Below are 15,429 nucleotides of genomic sequence, written 5' to 3'. Positions count from 1 at the left end.
GTCGAAGGGTCGGCAAGGTCCCGATCGCGATTACCGTGTCGATGTCGTCATGAGCGTTGGCGGCGCAACGACGCATAGTCTCCGACAGATGCTTGTGCATGCGATGGAAGCCGGGGCCTTCAAGCCGCTCTACAGGCGCATTGATCTCGATATTGAACTGCGAAAGCTCGGCAACCACGCATGGGTCGGCGAGGCGTTCGAGAAACAATTGATTGTGTGGCGCCGGGAAGAAATTGTGGTCGATCAGCCAGATTTCGAGCTCCAGACCAATGAAGGGTCCGGCGCTTGAGGATCGGCCGGCAGCGAAGGTTTCGCGCAGTGACCCGGTCTCTTGCGCTAGCCGCCTTCGAAACCGTGCGAGATCCTCTGCGGAAAACTCGCGACCCCGGATTTCCTGGCCCATGCTGTTCACTCTCTGATGGAGGTATAGACAATGATTCCGTGAATGTCCGCAATGGGTCGAAAGCGGACACTAGCCTGCTAATGTCTGCGTTGGGTGGGAAGCGGACATTGCCCCGTGCGGACACTCGAGAGGGGAACGACCAATCACGTTCATCGTTCGGCGGCGGTGAGACTGATTTCAAAACTGTTGGCACTTGGGGGTTTCGGCCTGGCTGCCATCGGCCTTGCGGCATGCTCGACCCTGGTTTCCCGGCACCCAATCGGGAACCGTTCCGTTCCACAGCCAAACAAGCCTGTCGATCTGCAGAAGTACCTCGGCCGTTGGTATGAGATTGCCCGTTACGAACAGAGCTTCCAGAAAGGATGCGAAGGCGTAACCGCGGATTATTCGCTCCGGGCGGATGCTAGCATCGACGTGGTCAACCGGTGCCGGAAGCCCGATGGCAAGTCGAGCGAAGCACGAGGTCATGCCAAAGTGGTTGATGACGAAACCAAAGCCAAGCTGAAAGTCAGCTTTTTCGGTCCGTTCTACGGAGACTATTGGGTGCTCGATCACGCTGACGACTATGGCTGGTCGATTGTGGGTGAGCCGTCCGGGCGATATCTGTGGATATTGACCCGCGAAGCGACACCGGCAGAAGCGGAAGTCCAGAAGCTGATCGAACGTGCGAAGGACCTGGGCTACGACACGTCGATGCTACTTCGCACCAAGCAACCCTGACTGCGTCGGTTGAACCCACCTGCCGCATAGCACGGAGGAAACCCTTTCCTACAGCGGGGTTTCTGTGTTCCACAGTAGGAATGGCCGGTTCCGTCGTATCTCGATCAAATCGTGAGTTCCGACTCGCGTTTGCGCCTGCCTGCGCGCGTTGGGAGTGAACCTGGTGAACTTCCGAGCCTTCTTGGCGCTGATTTTCTTTTTTCTGCTGGCCTCGCCCGGTTTTGCGGGCCCTCAGGCGAATGGCGCGATCCTGATTTACTCAGGCACGACCGGATATCGTCACGATTCCATACCAGCGGGCGTCAAGGCGGTCAGTGCCATGGCCGCGCGGCGCGGGCTCGCGGTGATCGCGTCGGAAGATCCGACGGTCTTTTCCGCGACCAACCTGAAGCGCTTCAAGGCGATCGTGATGCTCAGTTGCACGACCGATCCGAAGAAGCCGGATTCGGAATGGCTGGTCGGCGATCGCCGCGATGCGCTCCAGCAGTTCGTCCGCAACGGCGGTGGCATTGTCGCCATCCACGCCGCGGCGGACTCTCACTACAGCTGGCCCTGGTACGGGCGGATGATCGGCGGTCACTTCGCCCGTCATCCCACCGGCACTCCGAAGGGACGGGTCACCATCGTCGCCCCGTCGGATCCGGCCGTCCAGGGACTGCCGCGAACCGCCGACCGTACGGACGAATGGTATTATTTCGAGGACTATGACCCCGTTTCGAAGGTGCTGGTGACGCTCGATCCCACTTCGATCGGTGAAAAGGACATCAATCCCAACCCGATCTCGTGGACTCGCCAGATCAACGAGGGCCGCGTCTTCTACACGGCGATGGGCCACACGACCGAAAGCTATTCGGAGCCGTACTTCCTCAAGCATGTTGCGAACGGACTCGACTGGGTGTTGAGGCGCCGATGATCAGGAAATTGCTTCTCGCGGCATTGCTCGTGGGTGCGGCCCCGGCGCAGGCGGACACGCTCCTGCTCAAACCTGCCCGCGTGTTCGACGGCGTCAATGCGCAGCCTCACGAGGGTTGGTCGGTGCTTGTCGAGGGAGATCGGATCGCCGCCGCTGGGCCCGTGGTCGCGGCGCCCGCCAATGCCCGCGTCATCGAACTTCCGGGCGCGACCCTTATGCCGGGGATGATCGAGGGCCACTCACACCTCTTCCTCCATCCCTACAATGAAAAGCTCTGGGACGATCAGGTGCTCCACGAGCCGCTTGCTTTGCGAACCGCACGTGCCGTCGTCCACGCAGCGAAGACGCTCGACGCGGGCTTCACGACCGAACGCGACCTCGGCACCGAAGGCGCGGGCTTCGCCGACGCGGGCCTCCGCCAGGCGATCGACCAGGGCATCGTCCCCGGCCCTCGCCTCCTCGTTGCGACCAAGGCCATCGTTGCCCGCGGTGCATACGGGCCGAAAGGATATGAGCCGGGAATGGCGATCCCGCAGGGCGCCCAGGAAGTCAGCGGCGTCGAGGAAATTGTGCGCGCGGTTCGCGACCAGATCGCAGGGGGCGCAGATGTCGTGAAATTCTACGCCGACTATCACTGGGGCAAGGGCGAGCCGAGCCGCCCTACCCTGTCGCAGGCCGAGTTGAGCGCGGGCGTCGCGGCCGCTCACGATGCTGGGCGCTCCGTCGCCGTCCATGCGACGACGCCCGAAGGCATGCGCCGCGCCGCTCTCGCCGGTACGGACACGATCGAGCATGGTTATGGCGGCACCGAAGAGGTGTTCCGCCTGATGAAGCAGAAAAACGTCGCACTTTGCCCGACGCTCGCCGCCTCGGAAGCCTATGCACGCTACTTCGAGAAGTGGGACGGTCAGGAACCCGCACCGCAAAGCGTCCAGGAGAACCGCCACTCTCTCCAGCTGGCGAAGAAAGCCGGCGTACCGATCTGCATGGGCGGCGACGTCGGGGTCTATTCCCACGGGGAGAATTGGCTGGAGATGGATGCGATGCGGCGCGCCGGAATGCGCACCGCCGATGTGCTGGTTGCGGCCACGTCCGGAAACGCGGCGATATTCCATCTCACCGATCGCGGCTCGGTCGGCCCGGGGCTTCTCGCCGACCTGGTTGCAGTCGATGGCGACCCGACCCGCGACATCTCGATGGTTCGCAACGTGAAACTGGTGATCAAGGGCGGAAAAGTCGTCCGCGCGCCCTAATTGCCAAGCCTTCGCCTCACCTCGTCCGCATCGAGCGCCACGGCAATTCGCTTGTGCCGGCTCGCATGTCCGCTGACGATATCGACATCCGAACGCGGGACTCCGAGAGCCTTCGCCAGCAGCTTGATGACGGCCGAGTTCGCAGCGCCATCGGTGGGAGCCTCCGAGACGCGGACCTCCAGCTCTTCCCGCCCGTCGGTTCCGGCCCGCCAGCCGCCGAAGCCCGGATTTGCGGAACGCGGCGTCACTCGGACTGCAATCTGGCACGACAAGGTCAGCTTCCCCTTCCGAACGCGCTTGGGCTAGGTTGCAGTCGATGAGCGACAAGAAGCCGATGCATCCGGACACAAAGCTCGTTCTAGGCGGCCGGCGCAAGGAGTGGCTGCGCGGCATGGTCAACGTGCCGGTGTCGCGAACTTCGACGATCCTTTTCGATAGCGTCGAGGAAATCCACGCCGCCTATCCGCCCGAGGACGGTAGGCTCAGCTACGGACGCAACGGAACCTGGACCCAATGGTCGCTCGCCGAAGCGCTGACCGATCTCGAGCCGGGCGCTGCCGGGACGCGCCTGTTCCCCTCCGGATCCGCCGCGGTTTCGATCGCGCTGACCAGCGTTCTCGGTCCCGGCGACGAGCTTCTGATGGTGGACAGCGCCTACGGTCCGACACGCCATTTCTGCGACCGTGAACTCAAGCGGCTGGGCATCGCCACGCGCTATTACGATCCGGTCGCCACGCCAGAAGAGTTGGAGGCGATGATCTCTGACAAGACGCGGGCGATCTTCATGGAAAGCCCAGGCTCGCTGACGTTCGAGGTGCAGGACGTGCCCGCCATCTGCGCCATGGCGAAGAAGCGCGGACTCACCACCTTGCTCGATAACACCTGGGCGACGTCCTTTTTTTTCCCGGCGATCGCCAAGGGCGTCGATCTCGCGATCGTCGCTTGCACCAAATACATCTCCGGACATTCCGATCTGATGATGGGCGCAGTCACCGCAGCCCCGTCGCATTGGGAACGGCTGAGCCGGACGGGCCGAAGCTTCGGCCAGTACGTCAGTCCCGACGACGCCTACCTCGCCGCTCGCGGGCTTCGGACCCTCGGCGTCCGGCTTCGGCAGCATGAGCTCGGCGCCGTGAAGGTTGCTCACTGGCTGAAGGACCAGCCGCAGGTAGAGCGGATCATCCATCCCGCCTTCGCCGATTGTCCCGGCCACGAATTCTGGCGCCGCGACTTCCTGGGTTCATCAGGCCTGTTCGGTTTCGCCTTGAAGGGGGCGGAGACGCAGCGCGCGACCGGCTGGTCGAGAGCCTGGAGCTATTCGGCATTGGCTACAGCTGGGGCGGATTCGAAAGCCTCGCCGTCCCGGCAGAGCCCGATCCCATCCGCACCGCATCCAAACGTGATTACGGCGGTCCGCTGGTGCGCCTTCACGTCGGTCTCGAGGATCCCGACGACCTCATCGCGGATCTGGCCCAGGCCCTTGCCATTCATCCAGCAAGCTGAGGCCTCAATACGAAAAAAGGCGGCCCAGAAGGGCCGCCTCAAGAGGGTAGACGGAAAGCCGCCTTAGAACTTCATATAGGCTTCGTTGCCCACGAAGCCCATCTTTTCGACGTGGGCTTTCTTCGTGATCGCAAGCACTTGATCAACTAGCTCGTAGCGGGCTTCCGGCTCCGGCTGCAGGTGCAGCTCGGGAATCGGCTGAATCTGCTGCGAGAGCTCGAGATACTGACGCAGCTGTTCCGGTTGCACTGGCGTACCGTTCCACAGGATCTGACCACCGGCCGTGATCACAACCTTGTTCTTCACAGGGTCGATCGGCGGCGGGGGCGTGTTCGGCTGATCGACCGGAAGGTCGAGCTTCACCGCGTGCGTCTGGATCGGAATGGTAATGATGAACATGATGAGGAGAACCAGCATGACGTCGATCAACGGCGTCATGTTGATATCCATCATCGGCTCGCCACTGGTGTTGTCACTGGTGGTTTGCATCGCCATGGCGATAAGCTCCTAAATTACAGGCGCGTCGTCGTGCCTTCACCCGCGGGCGGCTCGGAAATGAAGCCGACGCGAGCGAAACCAGCGCGTTGCATAGCAAACACCGCACCGCCGATGCAGCGGTAAGGTGTGTTGATGTCACCGCGAATATGCGCTTCCGGCATATTCTCCTCGGTGATGTTCTCAACGCCGCCAACGTCCCTGATCGTGTCCTCAAGCTTTTTAACGGCGCGCTGCAGCAGCTCGTCGGAATTCACCTTAGTGAGATTCCAATAGACTTCGCACGTTCCGCCCGGGCCACCGCGAACCGACAGGTTCACGTTTTCCGGCTTCGTCGTCGTGGCTTCGTACTTAACCTTCGGAAGCGAGACGGGAACCGTCTGCAACACGACGGGAACCGCGATGAGGAAGATGATCAGAAGCACCAGCATGACGTCCACGAGAGGCGTCACGTTGATGTCAGACATCGGCGTGTCTTCTTCACCTTCTTGGGAAACGCCCATAGACATAGCGTTTTGGCCTTCTTCAATTCAAAGTCGTCACGAGTCCGTGCCGGCACCGGCCGGCACGGGATCCCGTAGACAGATTAGACGCGGTCGGCCGTGGTGGTCGCACCGGTGCGCAGCGGCTCCTGCGTGCGAGCAGTGGCGGCAGCGGCCGTGCGGCCGGCGTCAGTCTTCGGAGCTGGGCCGCCAAGACGCGGCTTAACGCGGCCTTCCGACATCAGGTACCCGTGGAGGTCGTTCGTGAAGGCCGCGAGGTCCTCCATGATCGACTTGTTGCGGCGAACCAGCCAGTTGTAGGCAAGCACGGCAGGAACGGCGACGACCAGGCCGAGAGCAGTCATGATGAGCGCCTCACCGACCGGACCGGCGACAACGTCGATCGAAGCCTGACCCGACGCGCCGATCTTGATGAGCGCGCGGTAGATGCCGATGACGGTACCGAACAGACCGATAAACGGAGCGGTCGAACCGACGGTCGCGAGGAAGGCGAGACCTTCACCGAGACGGGCGCCGATGGCACCCTGGCTGCGGGCGAGGCTGTTGCCCATCCAGTCGTGACGGTCGATCGGGTCGGTCAGCTTGTCGTGCTGCTCCTGAGCGATCAGCGCGTCATCGACGATCGCGCGATAAGCGCTTCGCGTTTCGAGCTTGGTCGCGGCTTCGCGCAGGTTCGGAGCATTCCAGAAGCTGGCGCGGACCTTGCGGCCCTGGCTGATGATCTTCTGCTGCTGCATCAGCTTGGTGAACAGGATGTAGAATGAGAAAATCGACATACCGACCAGGATGATGAACACCGACCAGGCGATGACACCGCCCTGCTGAAGCGCCTCCCAAAGTCCGTAAGGATTCTTGTTGGCTGCAGGAGCTGCGGCAGCGGCTGCCGTAAGTGCGAGAATTGACATATCCGTCTACTTTCCTCTCGAAAAATTCGTTTCAAATCAGCGCCGAAAGCTTAGCCCTCGAGACGCCAGGTAATCCGCTTGCTGTAGGTATCCGGCATCGGCTGGCCATTGCTGCCCTTCGCCGGGCTGAATCGTGCGCGGCTGCGCAGGATCCGGCACGTCGCGTTATCAAGCGACCGCGAGCCGCTCGACGAGGTTACAGTGCAACCGCTGACGCGGCCGTCCGTACCGATATTCAATGAAACGCCAACCGTACCCTGCTCGTCGTTGCGCTGCGCATCGGCGGGATAGTCGTCCCCGCTGAACAGCGACTGGAGATCGCCGCGAGCACTCTGCGCCTTTGTGACGATCGCGGGCGGCGCCGGAGGGCCGGCGGCGCGGGAGGCGCAGTCGGCGTAATCACTGGTGGCGGCGCTTCGCGAACCGTCTGAACGATCGGCGGCGGAGCAATGTTGGTACGAACGAGCGGCGGCGGCGCCACGACCTGCGGAGGTGTCTCCGGCTGGTCCGGCGGCGGCGGCGGCGGCTCTTCGGGTGGCGGCGGCTCCTCTTCGACGTCGAACGTCTTGAGGTCCTCGGCCGCCTTCTTGATCACATTGTAGGCAAGGCCCGTGACGATTGCATAACCGAGCAACGCATGGATCAGTGCCACGACCACGATCGCGACCGTGCGGTTGCCGCTAAGCTGTTTGTGTTGGGCGTATGACATTAACGCGCAATTCTCCTGGACACCGCATCAACTGGTTCAGACTAGGCGGCACCCCTGCACCAGGCCTGAGGAAGGGACGCCGTCCATGTATCAACGTAACATGGGCGACAAGCGCGCCTCCTTATATTCGGCTCAAGTGCGGCGCAACGGATTTTGTTCCACACTTGTCACATTGTCTCACCGCTCAGGCGCGCCGCCGCTGAACGAAGCGAGTTCGACGCCGACCGCACGAGCTTCCCGATAGACGTCCGGCTTCGACGTAACGACGCGCAACGCGCGCACTCCGCGCAGCGCGGCGACGCGGTCGTAAATTGCATGTGCCAGAGATTCCTGGAGATTATATCGGCGGGCATTCGCCAGCTCTTGAACCTGCTCGCGAAGGAAATCGTAATCCCACGCGAAGGCCGGATCGTCGCAGTCGGCGGGCGGAATATGATCCAGCCAGATTTCAACTGACACCAACAAACGCTGTGGAACCCCGACTTCGAAATCATGGAATCCGATGTCCGCCATGACTTCAAGCGAATCGAGAAAGATTCGCGCGGTTCGGGGCCGGAGCGCTTCCGGGACCAGTCCCTGAAGCTTGGGTCGTGTATCGCTCATTAGTCCTCCAGGAATTGGACGTCTCGCGCTGGCGGCGAAAACCGCTGTCCGCCATCGATCACGAGCACCTCTCCGGTCACCGTGGGAACAGAGACGAGATATCTGATCGCCGACATGACGTCGTCGGGCTCCACGCCCCGTTGAAGCGGGTTGCGGGAGTGAACACGCTCGTAGTTTTCGTCTGTTTGCCCCGCCGACCGAAGCATCAGTGCGGGCGCGATTCCGTTTACTCGGATTCCCAGCGAGGAAAGCGCTCGAGCGGACAATTCGGTGAAGCCGGCCAGCGCCTGCTTCGACAAGGTGTAGCTGAGGAAGTCGGGATTCGGCGCGGCCAGCTTCGAATCGAGCAGATTGATGATGAGGCCGTCGTCGCCATCGTGCCTTCGGGCGAATGCCTCGGTCAGCAAGATGGGAGCGCGCAGGTTTACCGCCATATGGGCATCTAGCTCTGCGGCGCTCAATGCACCGAAGTCGTCCCGAACAAATCGGGCGGCATTATTGATCAACAGCCGGACAGGCGGGAGACCGTCGGCCGCCGAGAAGATCGCCCGTCCACATTCAAGATCGCCCAAATCCGCGACGGCGCTCACTGCCCCAACCGGAACCTCGTCCCTCTCGTGATGAACGTGCGCGACGACGGTCCAGCCATCCGCAATGAGTGCCGAGGCGATGACCGCGCCAACGCGCTTGCCCGCTCCAGTAACGATTGCCGTTCGCGGCTTGCCCTTCATGGACGCCCTGTTGTCATCGCGAGCCCGCCGAAGCAATGACGAGCCGTGCCCGAAAGCCGTCCCCTATCGAATTGCAAGGCGTCAGCCTCTCCGGTCTTCAGAACCTGATCGACGAGCGGCGGCTGCCTCCGGTCGAGCAATGGAACCCTGAGCGCTGCGGACATAGCGACATGCGCATCGCGCGCGACGGCACCTGGTACCATCAGGGCTCGCCGATCAACCGGCCGGCGATGGTCCGGCTGTTCTCGACGGTCCTCCGGCGCGAGCCTGACGGCAGCCACGTACTAGTGACCCCTGTCGAGAAGCTGGAAATCGATGTCGAGGCCACGGCCTTCCGGGCAGTTGAGATGCAGTCCGAAGGAGAAGGCCAGGATCGGCAGATTGCCTTCAGCCTGGACAGCGGCGACGCCGTTATCGCGGGTCCGGAGCATCCGATCAGCATTGTCGTATCGGAGCACGGCCCCTCGCCGCGCCTCGGGGTCCGCCACGGGCTCGAAGCCGAGTTATCGCGCGCGATCTACTACGAGCTCGCCGAAATCGCCCTTGCCGAGAATCACGATCCGCCCGGCGTATGGAGCGATGGAGAGTTCTTCCCGCTATCGCCGCCCGAAGCATGAGCCTGATTGACCGCCTGCGCGAGGCGCTTACGCAGCCTTCTGTGTTGCCTTTGCTTGAGGGCGACCTACCGGAGGAGCGTGCTCTCGCGTCGGTCCCAGCAGCGGTTCTCGTCGGCATTACAGACCGGCCGGACCCGGGAGTGATCCTGACCGTCCGCCGCGAGCATATGCGGACGCATGCCGGGCAAGTCGCCTTCCCCGGCGGCCGCATCGACCCGGGCGAAAACAGCGTCGAAGCCGCCCTTCGCGAGGCCTGGGAGGAACTTGGGCTCGATCCGGGGCGGCCGAGATCGTGGGGGCGATCGATCCTTACCGCACCGTCACGGGCTATGTCGTGACGCCCGTGCTCGCCGTGGTTCAACCGGACCAGCCGCTGAGCCCCCACGAGCACGAGGTCGCCGACTGGTTCGAAGCGCCGCTTGGGTTCGTCCTCGATCCCACGAACCAGCAATACAAGAGCGCACTGTTCCAGGGCCGCGAGCGACACTACTACGAGATCATGTGGGGAGAGCGGAGGATCTGGGGGGCGACCGCGTCGATGATCGTGAACCTGTCGCGCAGGCTGCAATGGAACTGAGGATCAATGCGTCAAAGTGGCGCAGGAAGCGCGGCGTTTCGCGGCTCCTCGATGCCCTCGGCGCCGATCAGGGGCTGACCCGTTTCGTCGGCGGCGCCGTCCGGGACGACCTTCTGAACCTGCCGGTCAGCGACGTGGACCTTGCGACGAGGCTGAAGCCGGAAGAAGTCGTCGAGCGCCTCGAAGCCGCAAAGATTCGCGCGGTGCCGACCGGGATCGATCACGGCACCATAACGGCCGTCAGCAGCGGCAGCCCGTTCGAGATCACAAGCCTTCGCCGCGATGTCTCGACCGACGGCCGGCGCGCGACGGTCGCATTCACCGACGACTGGCAAGAAGATGCCGCGCGGCGGGATTTCACGATAAACGCGCTTTCGGCGGACCCGGTCACCGGCGACATTTACGACTATTTCGATGGCAAGGAGGATTTGCTTGCCCGTCGAGTGCGGTTCATCGGCGATCCTCTCGAGCGCATCGCCGAAGACCATCTTCGCATCCTCCGATTCTTCCGGTTTCACGCGCGCTTCGGTGAGGGCGATCCGGACCCGGAAGCACTTGTGGCCTGCACGAGCCGTGCAAACGACTTGATGGCTTTGTCGCGCGAACGGATTGCCGATGAGATTCTCAAGCTGCTCGCAGTCGAGAACCCGGCAGCAACGGTGAAGGTCATGCTCGATCGAGATATCCTGCGGCCCGTCGTCCCCGAAATTGAGCGACCTGCGCTGGCGAGACTGGAATCACTCGTCGAAGCGGAGCGTAAAGCCCGCATGAAGCCCGACCCGCTCAGGCGTCTCGCCTCGCTATTGCCTCGCGATCCCGAGGTTTCGGGGCAGGTTGCCGCGCGGCTGAAGCTCTCCAACAAGGCACGCAAGCGACTCGCCTGCGCCGCTAGTGAAGAGATCCCGCGAAAGTCCGCGAGCTTGCGTATTATAATGGCGCGGAATGTGCGGCGGATCGGCTGCTGCTGGCTGGAAAGGCCGATCTCGCCGCCGGCATCGCCCATTGGGACGCGCCTAAGCTACCGATCAGCGGCGGCATGCTTATTCAACGCGGACTTCCCAAAGGTCCCGTGGTCGCGAAGACCTTGCAGGCCATCGAGCGGCAATGGGTGGTACAAGATTTCCCTCAAGGCGCGGAATTCGAGCGGATCGTCGACCAGGCCCTTTTGTCCACGCGGGGCTGATGCAAGTCGTGTCGTAAATGCAACACCGGTGGCGCGAGACCGCCATCCTGTTGCGCCGCCACATATTCCGATGCATGACCGACCCAGCCCAACTTGGCCAAAAAGGGGTCTTTTCATGCGTAAATTATTGCTTGCTGCGGTCGCGACCGTGGCAATCGCCTCACCGGCAGCCGCCCGCGACGGCTCCGGCTATGTTGGCGTCGAGCTCGGTGGAATGCTCGCCGAAGACACGAAGCTCGACTTCGACGACGCTGCCACTCATATCAACAATGCGATCGCACCCGACTACGACACGGGGTTCGATGGCGACCTGATTGGCGGTTACGACTTCGGGATGCTCCGCGCGGAGGGTGAACTCGGTTACAAGCGCGCCAGCATCAACGAGGTGGTGCTCGGCCCGGGTGCTTGCACCAACATCAATAATTGCATTCTCGATGCTGACGGCCGCGGAAGCGTACTTTCGGCTATGGCAAACCTGCTGCTCGACTTCGGCGACGACAATGGCGTTACCGGCTACCTCGGTGCGGGTGTCGGCATGGCTCGAGTCAAGATCTCGACCGATTTCTCGGGCACCTTTCCGACGATCCCGGCAACGGGTTTAGGGTTCAGCGATTCTGACTCGGCTCTTGCCTGGCAGTTCATCGCTGGCATCCGCACGGCGGTAAGCGACAACATCGACGTTGGTGTGAAGTATCGCTTCTACAACACGCGCGAGCTTAAGTTCGCCGACAGCGATTCGCAGCTCACGGGTCACTGGCGTTCGCACAGCCTGTTGGCGAGCCTGATCTACAACTTCGGTGCAGCTCCGCCGCCTCCTCCGCCTCCTCCGCCGCCACCCCCGCCGCCTCCGCCGCCTCCGGCGACGCAGACGTGCCCGGACGGCTCGGTTATCCTGGCGACCGAGGCTTGCCCGGTTCCGCCGCCACCGCCACCGCCTCCGCCGCCCGCTCCCGAGCGCGGCTAAGCGTCAGGCGAACAGAAAGAGGCCGGTCCGGGGAAACCCGGGCCGGCTTTTTCTTTGTCTGAACATGGCGCGGAACGCGGCGCGGCTAGCGACGAACTCGGAGCGCTCTGACGACAGGGCGCCGGTTGGTCCGTCAGTCGAAACGGCCTTGGGGCACCAAGAGGCCAGACCGGTCTTCAAAAGGCTTTGCGCGGATCAGTTGGCGGCGCGTGCGGCCGGGCTGATGTAGGTCGACGCGACCTGCGCACCGGGCTGGTCCCAGCCATATTCGTCCTTCACCCATGCAATCTGTCCGCCGCTGGTCGGCTGCGCAGTCAGGTAGGTGATGTAGATTGGAACGCCGCGTGGCAGCTGAACCTGAATCTCGGGCGTCGTTCCCGGGGGCTCGGTTCACGGCCGAGCAGCCAGCGACCGAAGCGCTGAGCGTCCTCGAGACGGACGCAGCCGTTGCTGCGAGCGCGGTTCGCAAGGCTAAACGGCCCCTTCTCGGGGGTATCGTGCAGGTAGATGTCCTGCGGATTGGCGAACGGATATTTCAGCTGAGCCATGAAATTCTTGGGGCCCGGGTCCTGCCGAACGCGCACGTGTGTCTTGCCCGCCGCGACATCTTTCCAGTTCACGCTTTCAAAGGGAACGGTCGCTGAATTCGCCGACCAATCCGCCATCACCTGATAACCCATGCTGTCGAAATACTTCTTGCCGCCGGCCAGTGTCTTCGCGGCGATCGGCCCCTTCACCAGATGGTCGGGCGCGTTCCAATATGGGTTGTAGGTGATGTAATACATCACGCTGGCAATCATCGGCGTGGGCAATTTTGTATCGCCGACGATGACCTTCATCGAATCTACCGGAGCACCGTTTTCGTACATGAAGAGGCGCTGCGACGCGACGTCGACAAGCACGAAGCGGCCCCGCGACGGAATCGACCGCGCGCGTTCCAAATTAGCCAGGATCTTGGGATCCGGCGTCATCGTTCCAGCCGCTTGCATTCGCGCCCATTCCGCGTCTCGAATTCCCGAATAGATAGGATTCACCGCGGCGACCGAGCTGATGTACGCTTCCAGCGAGGGAGCGGCTGCGGCGCCCAGCAGAATCTGGTCGGTGCGACCACCCTGCGGCTTTAGCACTTCGTACTGATAGATCATGCCCGGCGTCGGCCGCTTGATCGTCTGGACGTAGAGGACCCAGGCCGAAGACATCAGCTGCTCGGCCGCGTCGACTGCCGCCGGATTGCCGTTCGTCGACCGCATCGCCGCCTCGATCTGGTCGGCCAGCTGCGGACCCGAACCGAGGCCATCCAGCGGCGAACGCCGAAGAATCTGCACCAGCTGAGTGGCGGCAACGGTGGGTGCACCGTTCCGGAACCAGATCGGCTTCATCTTGTACTGGTTATAGATGGCTGCCACGGATCCCGCCGTCGGGAGCGCGAGGGCCTGCGTGGCCGCGACTGGAACCGCCGCCTGGTCGGCAGCAACAGCGGCTCCCGGCGCAACAAGCGCAGCTGCGGACGCAAAGGTGATCGATTTCAAAAAGCTAATACTCACGATGTCCCTCTACCCAGCCCTAGCTGAACAATGCCCGTATGGTGTCGGAGGTTCAACTTTTTGACCCCCTCACGCAATTACGCAGACTGACTGTGTACTCGTGAACACAGCATTGCGGGGCGGATTTCAAGTGCCGGCGACTAGTGGCGCTTGCGGGATTTCCAGTATTCGAGCGCTGCCTCTGCCTCCAGCGGTTTGGCGAAGTAGAAGCCCTGCCCGCTTGCACATCCCAGCGTCGCCAGCGTCGTTGCAAGCTCGACGGTCTCGATGCCCTCGGCCGTCGTGGACATGCCGAGCGCATCGGCCAGGCTAAGCACGGCGCGGACGATCGCCACGCTGTCGGGATCGACCATCATGCCGGTGACGAAGCTGCGGTCGATTTTCAGCACGTCGATCGGCAGCCGCTGGAGATAGGCGAGGCTCGAATAGCCGGTGCCGAAATCGTCCATCGCGACCGTTGCGTCGAGCGACTTCAGTGCGTCGAACACACGGGTCGCGCGTGCGGGGTCTTGCACGATCGAGCTCTCGGTGAGTTCGAGGGTGAGGCGATCGCCTTTCAGTCCGCTCGACTTCAGGGCGCTCGAGACGACGGCTGCAATGTCGTCCCGGGCGACCTGAATCGCGGAAAGGTTCACGCCAACGTAAAGCGGTAGCGGCTCGCCGGCCTTGCGGTCCCAGTCTGCCAGCGTGTCCGCGGCGGTGTGCATCGCCCAGCGGCCTAGCTGCAGGATGAGCCCCGATTCCTCGGCGACGGGAATGAACTCCGTCGGACTGATCTCGCCGCGATCCTCATGCTCCCAGCGCGCGAGAGCTTCGAAACCCGCGACTTGGCCGGACTTGAGGTCGATGAGCGGCTGGTAAAACAGCTTCAGCTGGTCCTTGTCGAGTGCGCGACGCAGCTCCGTCTCGATCGAGAAGCGTCGGCGAGCTTCGCTGGCCTGCCTCGCTTCGTAGACTTGCGGTTTGCCGACCTGCTTCGCTTGCTTGACTGCGAACTGAGCGTTGCGGAACAACTCTTCGGCGTCCTGCCCCGCAGTCATCAGCGCGAGCCCGATGGCGCATTCGACGCGGATCTCTAGGTCCGAGATCTTGAACGGAGCCGCCAACACCTCCTGGATGCGATCGGCCGCTGCGAGAGCGTCGACAACGCCGCGGCGCAAGGTCACCAATACGCCGAATTCATTGCCCCCCGTGCGCGCCAGCACGTCGCCGCCACGAAGCGCGGACATCAACCTGCGAGCGAAGGTGATCAGAAGCTCGTCGCCGGCGAGGCTGCCCATGCTCTCGTTGATCCGCGAGAAGCGCAGCATGTCGACGACAAGGACGGCATGCTCGACGTCACGCTTTCCGTCGTGGTCGAGTTGCTCAACCTTTTCCGTAAAGGCGAGGCGGTTGGGCAGGCCTGTAAGGCTGTCGCGCAGCATTTCGGCGCGCAGCGAGCGTTCCGCCTGCGCTTCGACCGTGCGGTCGACGAGGCTCAGCAGGCAGCGAGGGAATGAACCCTTGCCTTGCGGCAATGGCGCAAGTTTCATTTTGAAATAGCGGGCCGAAACGCCCTCACCGTCGCGGAAATCCAGCTCCCCGGGCGACGAGAAATCACCAAAGAATTCGCGAAGGACCTCGGCGATCGCGCCATCCTTCAAACAGTCCGCATCATTCCAGTCGATTGCCCTGCAGGTCGACAGCTCGACGGTTTCCATGAACCGGTCGTTATAATCGAGGACTTTCAGGCAACCGTCCTGATCGCCGATCACGGCCGCAGCGATGGGCAATGCGCCGAGCAATGCCGCATCGTCACCCATCGCG

At 62.6% G+C, this 15,429-nt stretch carries 16 protein-coding genes and 3 pseudogenes; 10 read left to right on the top strand and 9 right to left on the bottom strand.

The annotated features are described in order from the left end of the window. Positions 1-49: 49 nt before the first annotated feature. The 4 genes from H9L14_RS14965 (at position 50) to H9L14_RS04370 (ending at position 3,289) form a co-directional block, all read left to right on the top strand. A complete protein-coding gene (locus H9L14_RS14965; RefSeq protein ID WP_222949917.1) occupies positions 50-289 on the top strand; it encodes a hypothetical protein in 240 nt (79 codons plus the stop codon). Between the two features lie 300 nt (positions 290-589). Next, positions 590-1,123: a lipocalin family protein gene (locus tag H9L14_RS04380; protein WP_246444448.1), complete on the top strand. Its 534-nt coding sequence runs from the start codon at positions 590-592 to the stop codon at positions 1,121-1,123. Positions 1,124-1,277: 154 nt separating this feature from the next. Continuing rightward, entirely contained in the window at positions 1,278-2,036 is a 759-nt protein-coding gene (locus H9L14_RS04375; RefSeq protein ID WP_187709375.1) for a ThuA domain-containing protein, read from the top strand. After that, positions 2,033-3,289 (top strand): metal-dependent hydrolase family protein, encoded by a 1,257-nt coding sequence (locus tag H9L14_RS04370; RefSeq protein WP_187709374.1) that lies wholly within the window; start codon positions 2,033-2,035, stop codon positions 3,287-3,289. The genes H9L14_RS04375 and H9L14_RS04370 overlap by 4 nt, the downstream gene beginning before the upstream one ends. Here H9L14_RS04370 and H9L14_RS04365 read toward each other — a convergent pair. Continuing rightward, the gene (locus H9L14_RS04365; RefSeq protein ID WP_246444445.1) at positions 3,286-3,537 is read right to left on the bottom strand and encodes a DUF167 domain-containing protein; all 252 of its coding nucleotides are present in this window, start codon (positions 3,535-3,537) and stop codon (positions 3,286-3,288) included. The two genes, H9L14_RS04370 and H9L14_RS04365, sit on opposite strands and share 4 nt — an antisense overlap. 68 nt (positions 3,538-3,605) lie before the next feature. On the opposite strand from H9L14_RS04365, the pseudogene metC reads away from it, so the two are divergent. Next, positions 3,606-4,792: pseudogene (metC, locus tag H9L14_RS04360) on the top strand (cystathionine beta-lyase). 63 nt (positions 4,793-4,855) lie between these two features. Here the strand turns inward: metC and H9L14_RS04355 are convergent. The 6 genes and pseudogenes from H9L14_RS04355 to H9L14_RS04330 form a co-directional block, all read right to left on the bottom strand. Next, positions 4,856-5,287, bottom strand: a complete 432-nt coding sequence (locus H9L14_RS04355; RefSeq protein ID WP_187709372.1) for an ExbD/TolR family protein — start codon at positions 5,285-5,287, stop codon at positions 4,856-4,858. 17 nt (positions 5,288-5,304) lie between these two features. Further along, on the bottom strand, positions 5,305-5,796 hold the full coding sequence (locus H9L14_RS04350) for an ExbD/TolR family protein (protein WP_187709371.1): 492 nt from the start codon (positions 5,794-5,796) through the stop codon (positions 5,305-5,307). Between the two features lie 77 nt (positions 5,797-5,873). Continuing rightward, positions 5,874-6,695 carry a MotA/TolQ/ExbB proton channel family protein gene (locus H9L14_RS04345; protein WP_187709370.1) on the bottom strand — a complete coding sequence of 274 codons (822 nt, stop codon included), beginning with the start codon at positions 6,693-6,695 and terminating at the stop codon, positions 5,874-5,876. 50 nt (positions 6,696-6,745) lie between these two features. Next, positions 6,746-7,404, bottom strand: a pseudogene (locus tag H9L14_RS04340) (energy transducer TonB). 177 nt (positions 7,405-7,581) lie between these two features. Further along, positions 7,582-8,007: a dihydroneopterin aldolase gene (locus H9L14_RS04335; RefSeq protein WP_187709369.1), complete on the bottom strand. Its 426-nt coding sequence runs from the start codon at positions 8,005-8,007 to the stop codon at positions 7,582-7,584. Then, entirely contained in the window at positions 8,007-8,738 is a 732-nt protein-coding gene (locus H9L14_RS04330; RefSeq protein WP_187709368.1) for an SDR family oxidoreductase, read from the bottom strand. Before H9L14_RS04330 ends, H9L14_RS04335 begins: the two co-directional genes overlap by 1 nt. A gap of 35 nt (positions 8,739-8,773) precedes the next feature. Between H9L14_RS04330 and H9L14_RS04325 the strand changes: the two genes are divergently transcribed. The 5 genes and pseudogenes from H9L14_RS04325 to H9L14_RS17310 all read left to right on the top strand — a co-directional run bounded on the left by H9L14_RS04325 (position 8,774) and on the right by H9L14_RS17310 (position 12,079). After that, the gene (locus tag H9L14_RS04325) at positions 8,774-9,355 is read left to right on the top strand and encodes a DUF1285 domain-containing protein (RefSeq protein ID WP_187709367.1); all 582 of its coding nucleotides are present in this window, start codon (positions 8,774-8,776) and stop codon (positions 9,353-9,355) included. Next, complete coding sequence (locus H9L14_RS16905; protein WP_343070227.1) at positions 9,352-9,693, top strand: NUDIX hydrolase; 342 nt, start codon at positions 9,352-9,354, stop codon at positions 9,691-9,693. Before H9L14_RS04325 ends, H9L14_RS16905 begins: the two co-directional genes overlap by 4 nt. Further along, positions 9,648-9,932, top strand: a complete 285-nt coding sequence (locus tag H9L14_RS16900) for an NUDIX hydrolase (protein ID WP_343070226.1) — start codon at positions 9,648-9,650, stop codon at positions 9,930-9,932. The genes H9L14_RS16905 and H9L14_RS16900 overlap by 46 nt, the downstream gene beginning before the upstream one ends. Then, a pseudogene (locus tag H9L14_RS17315) lies at positions 9,923-11,115 on the top strand (CCA tRNA nucleotidyltransferase). The gene H9L14_RS16900 and the pseudogene H9L14_RS17315 overlap by 10 nt, the downstream one beginning before the upstream one ends. A gap of 70 nt (positions 11,116-11,185) precedes the next feature. Beyond that, positions 11,186-12,079, top strand: coding sequence for an outer membrane protein (locus tag H9L14_RS17310; protein WP_425506897.1), 894 nt, complete (start codon positions 11,186-11,188; stop codon positions 12,077-12,079). 314 nt (positions 12,080-12,393) lie between these two features. On the opposite strand, the gene H9L14_RS04305 is transcribed toward H9L14_RS17310, so the two are convergent. After that, the gene (locus H9L14_RS04305; RefSeq protein ID WP_187709365.1) at positions 12,394-13,623 is read right to left on the bottom strand and encodes a L,D-transpeptidase family protein; all 1,230 of its coding nucleotides are present in this window, start codon (positions 13,621-13,623) and stop codon (positions 12,394-12,396) included. A 140-nt stretch (positions 13,624-13,763) separates the two neighbouring features. Then, positions 13,764-15,425, bottom strand: a complete 1,662-nt coding sequence (locus H9L14_RS04300; protein ID WP_187709856.1) for a putative bifunctional diguanylate cyclase/phosphodiesterase — start codon at positions 15,423-15,425, stop codon at positions 13,764-13,766. Positions 15,426-15,429: the final 4 nt, after the last annotated feature.

Source organism: Sphingomonas sediminicola (assembly GCF_014489515.1).
GTDB classification, from domain to species: Bacteria; Pseudomonadota; Alphaproteobacteria; order Sphingomonadales; family Sphingomonadaceae; genus Sphingomicrobium; species Sphingomicrobium sediminicola.
This window is presented reverse-complemented; position numbering and strand designations above follow the sequence as displayed.

Bases quoted from the DNA above. Each gene is read 5' to 3' on its own strand.
- H9L14_RS04325 (WP_187709367.1), top strand. From the start codon at position 8,774: ATGACGAGCCGTGCCCGAAAGCCGTCCCCTATCGAATTGCAAGGCGTC.
- H9L14_RS17310 (WP_425506897.1), top strand. From the start codon at position 11,186: ATGCATGACCGACCCAGCCCAACTTGGCCAAAAAGGGGTCTTTTCATG.
- H9L14_RS14965 (WP_222949917.1), top strand. From the start codon at position 50: ATGAGCGTTGGCGGCGCAACGACGCATAGTCTCCGACAGATGCTTGTG.
- H9L14_RS04345 (WP_187709370.1), bottom strand. From the start codon at position 6,695: ATGTCAATTCTCGCACTTACGGCAGCCGCTGCCGCAGCTCCTGCAGCC.
- H9L14_RS04370 (WP_187709374.1), top strand. From the start codon at position 2,033: ATGATCAGGAAATTGCTTCTCGCGGCATTGCTCGTGGGTGCGGCCCCG.
- H9L14_RS16905 (WP_343070227.1), top strand. From the start codon at position 9,352: ATGAGCCTGATTGACCGCCTGCGCGAGGCGCTTACGCAGCCTTCTGTG.
- H9L14_RS04355 (WP_187709372.1), bottom strand. From the start codon at position 5,287: ATGGCGATGCAAACCACCAGTGACAACACCAGTGGCGAGCCGATGATG.
- H9L14_RS04350 (WP_187709371.1), bottom strand. From the start codon at position 5,796: ATGTCTATGGGCGTTTCCCAAGAAGGTGAAGAAGACACGCCGATGTCT.
- H9L14_RS04300 (WP_187709856.1), bottom strand. From the start codon at position 15,425: ATGGGTGACGATGCGGCATTGCTCGGCGCATTGCCCATCGCTGCGGCC.
- H9L14_RS04335 (WP_187709369.1), bottom strand. From the start codon at position 8,007: ATGAGCGATACACGACCCAAGCTTCAGGGACTGGTCCCGGAAGCGCTC.
- H9L14_RS04330 (WP_187709368.1), bottom strand. From the start codon at position 8,738: ATGAAGGGCAAGCCGCGAACGGCAATCGTTACTGGAGCGGGCAAGCGC.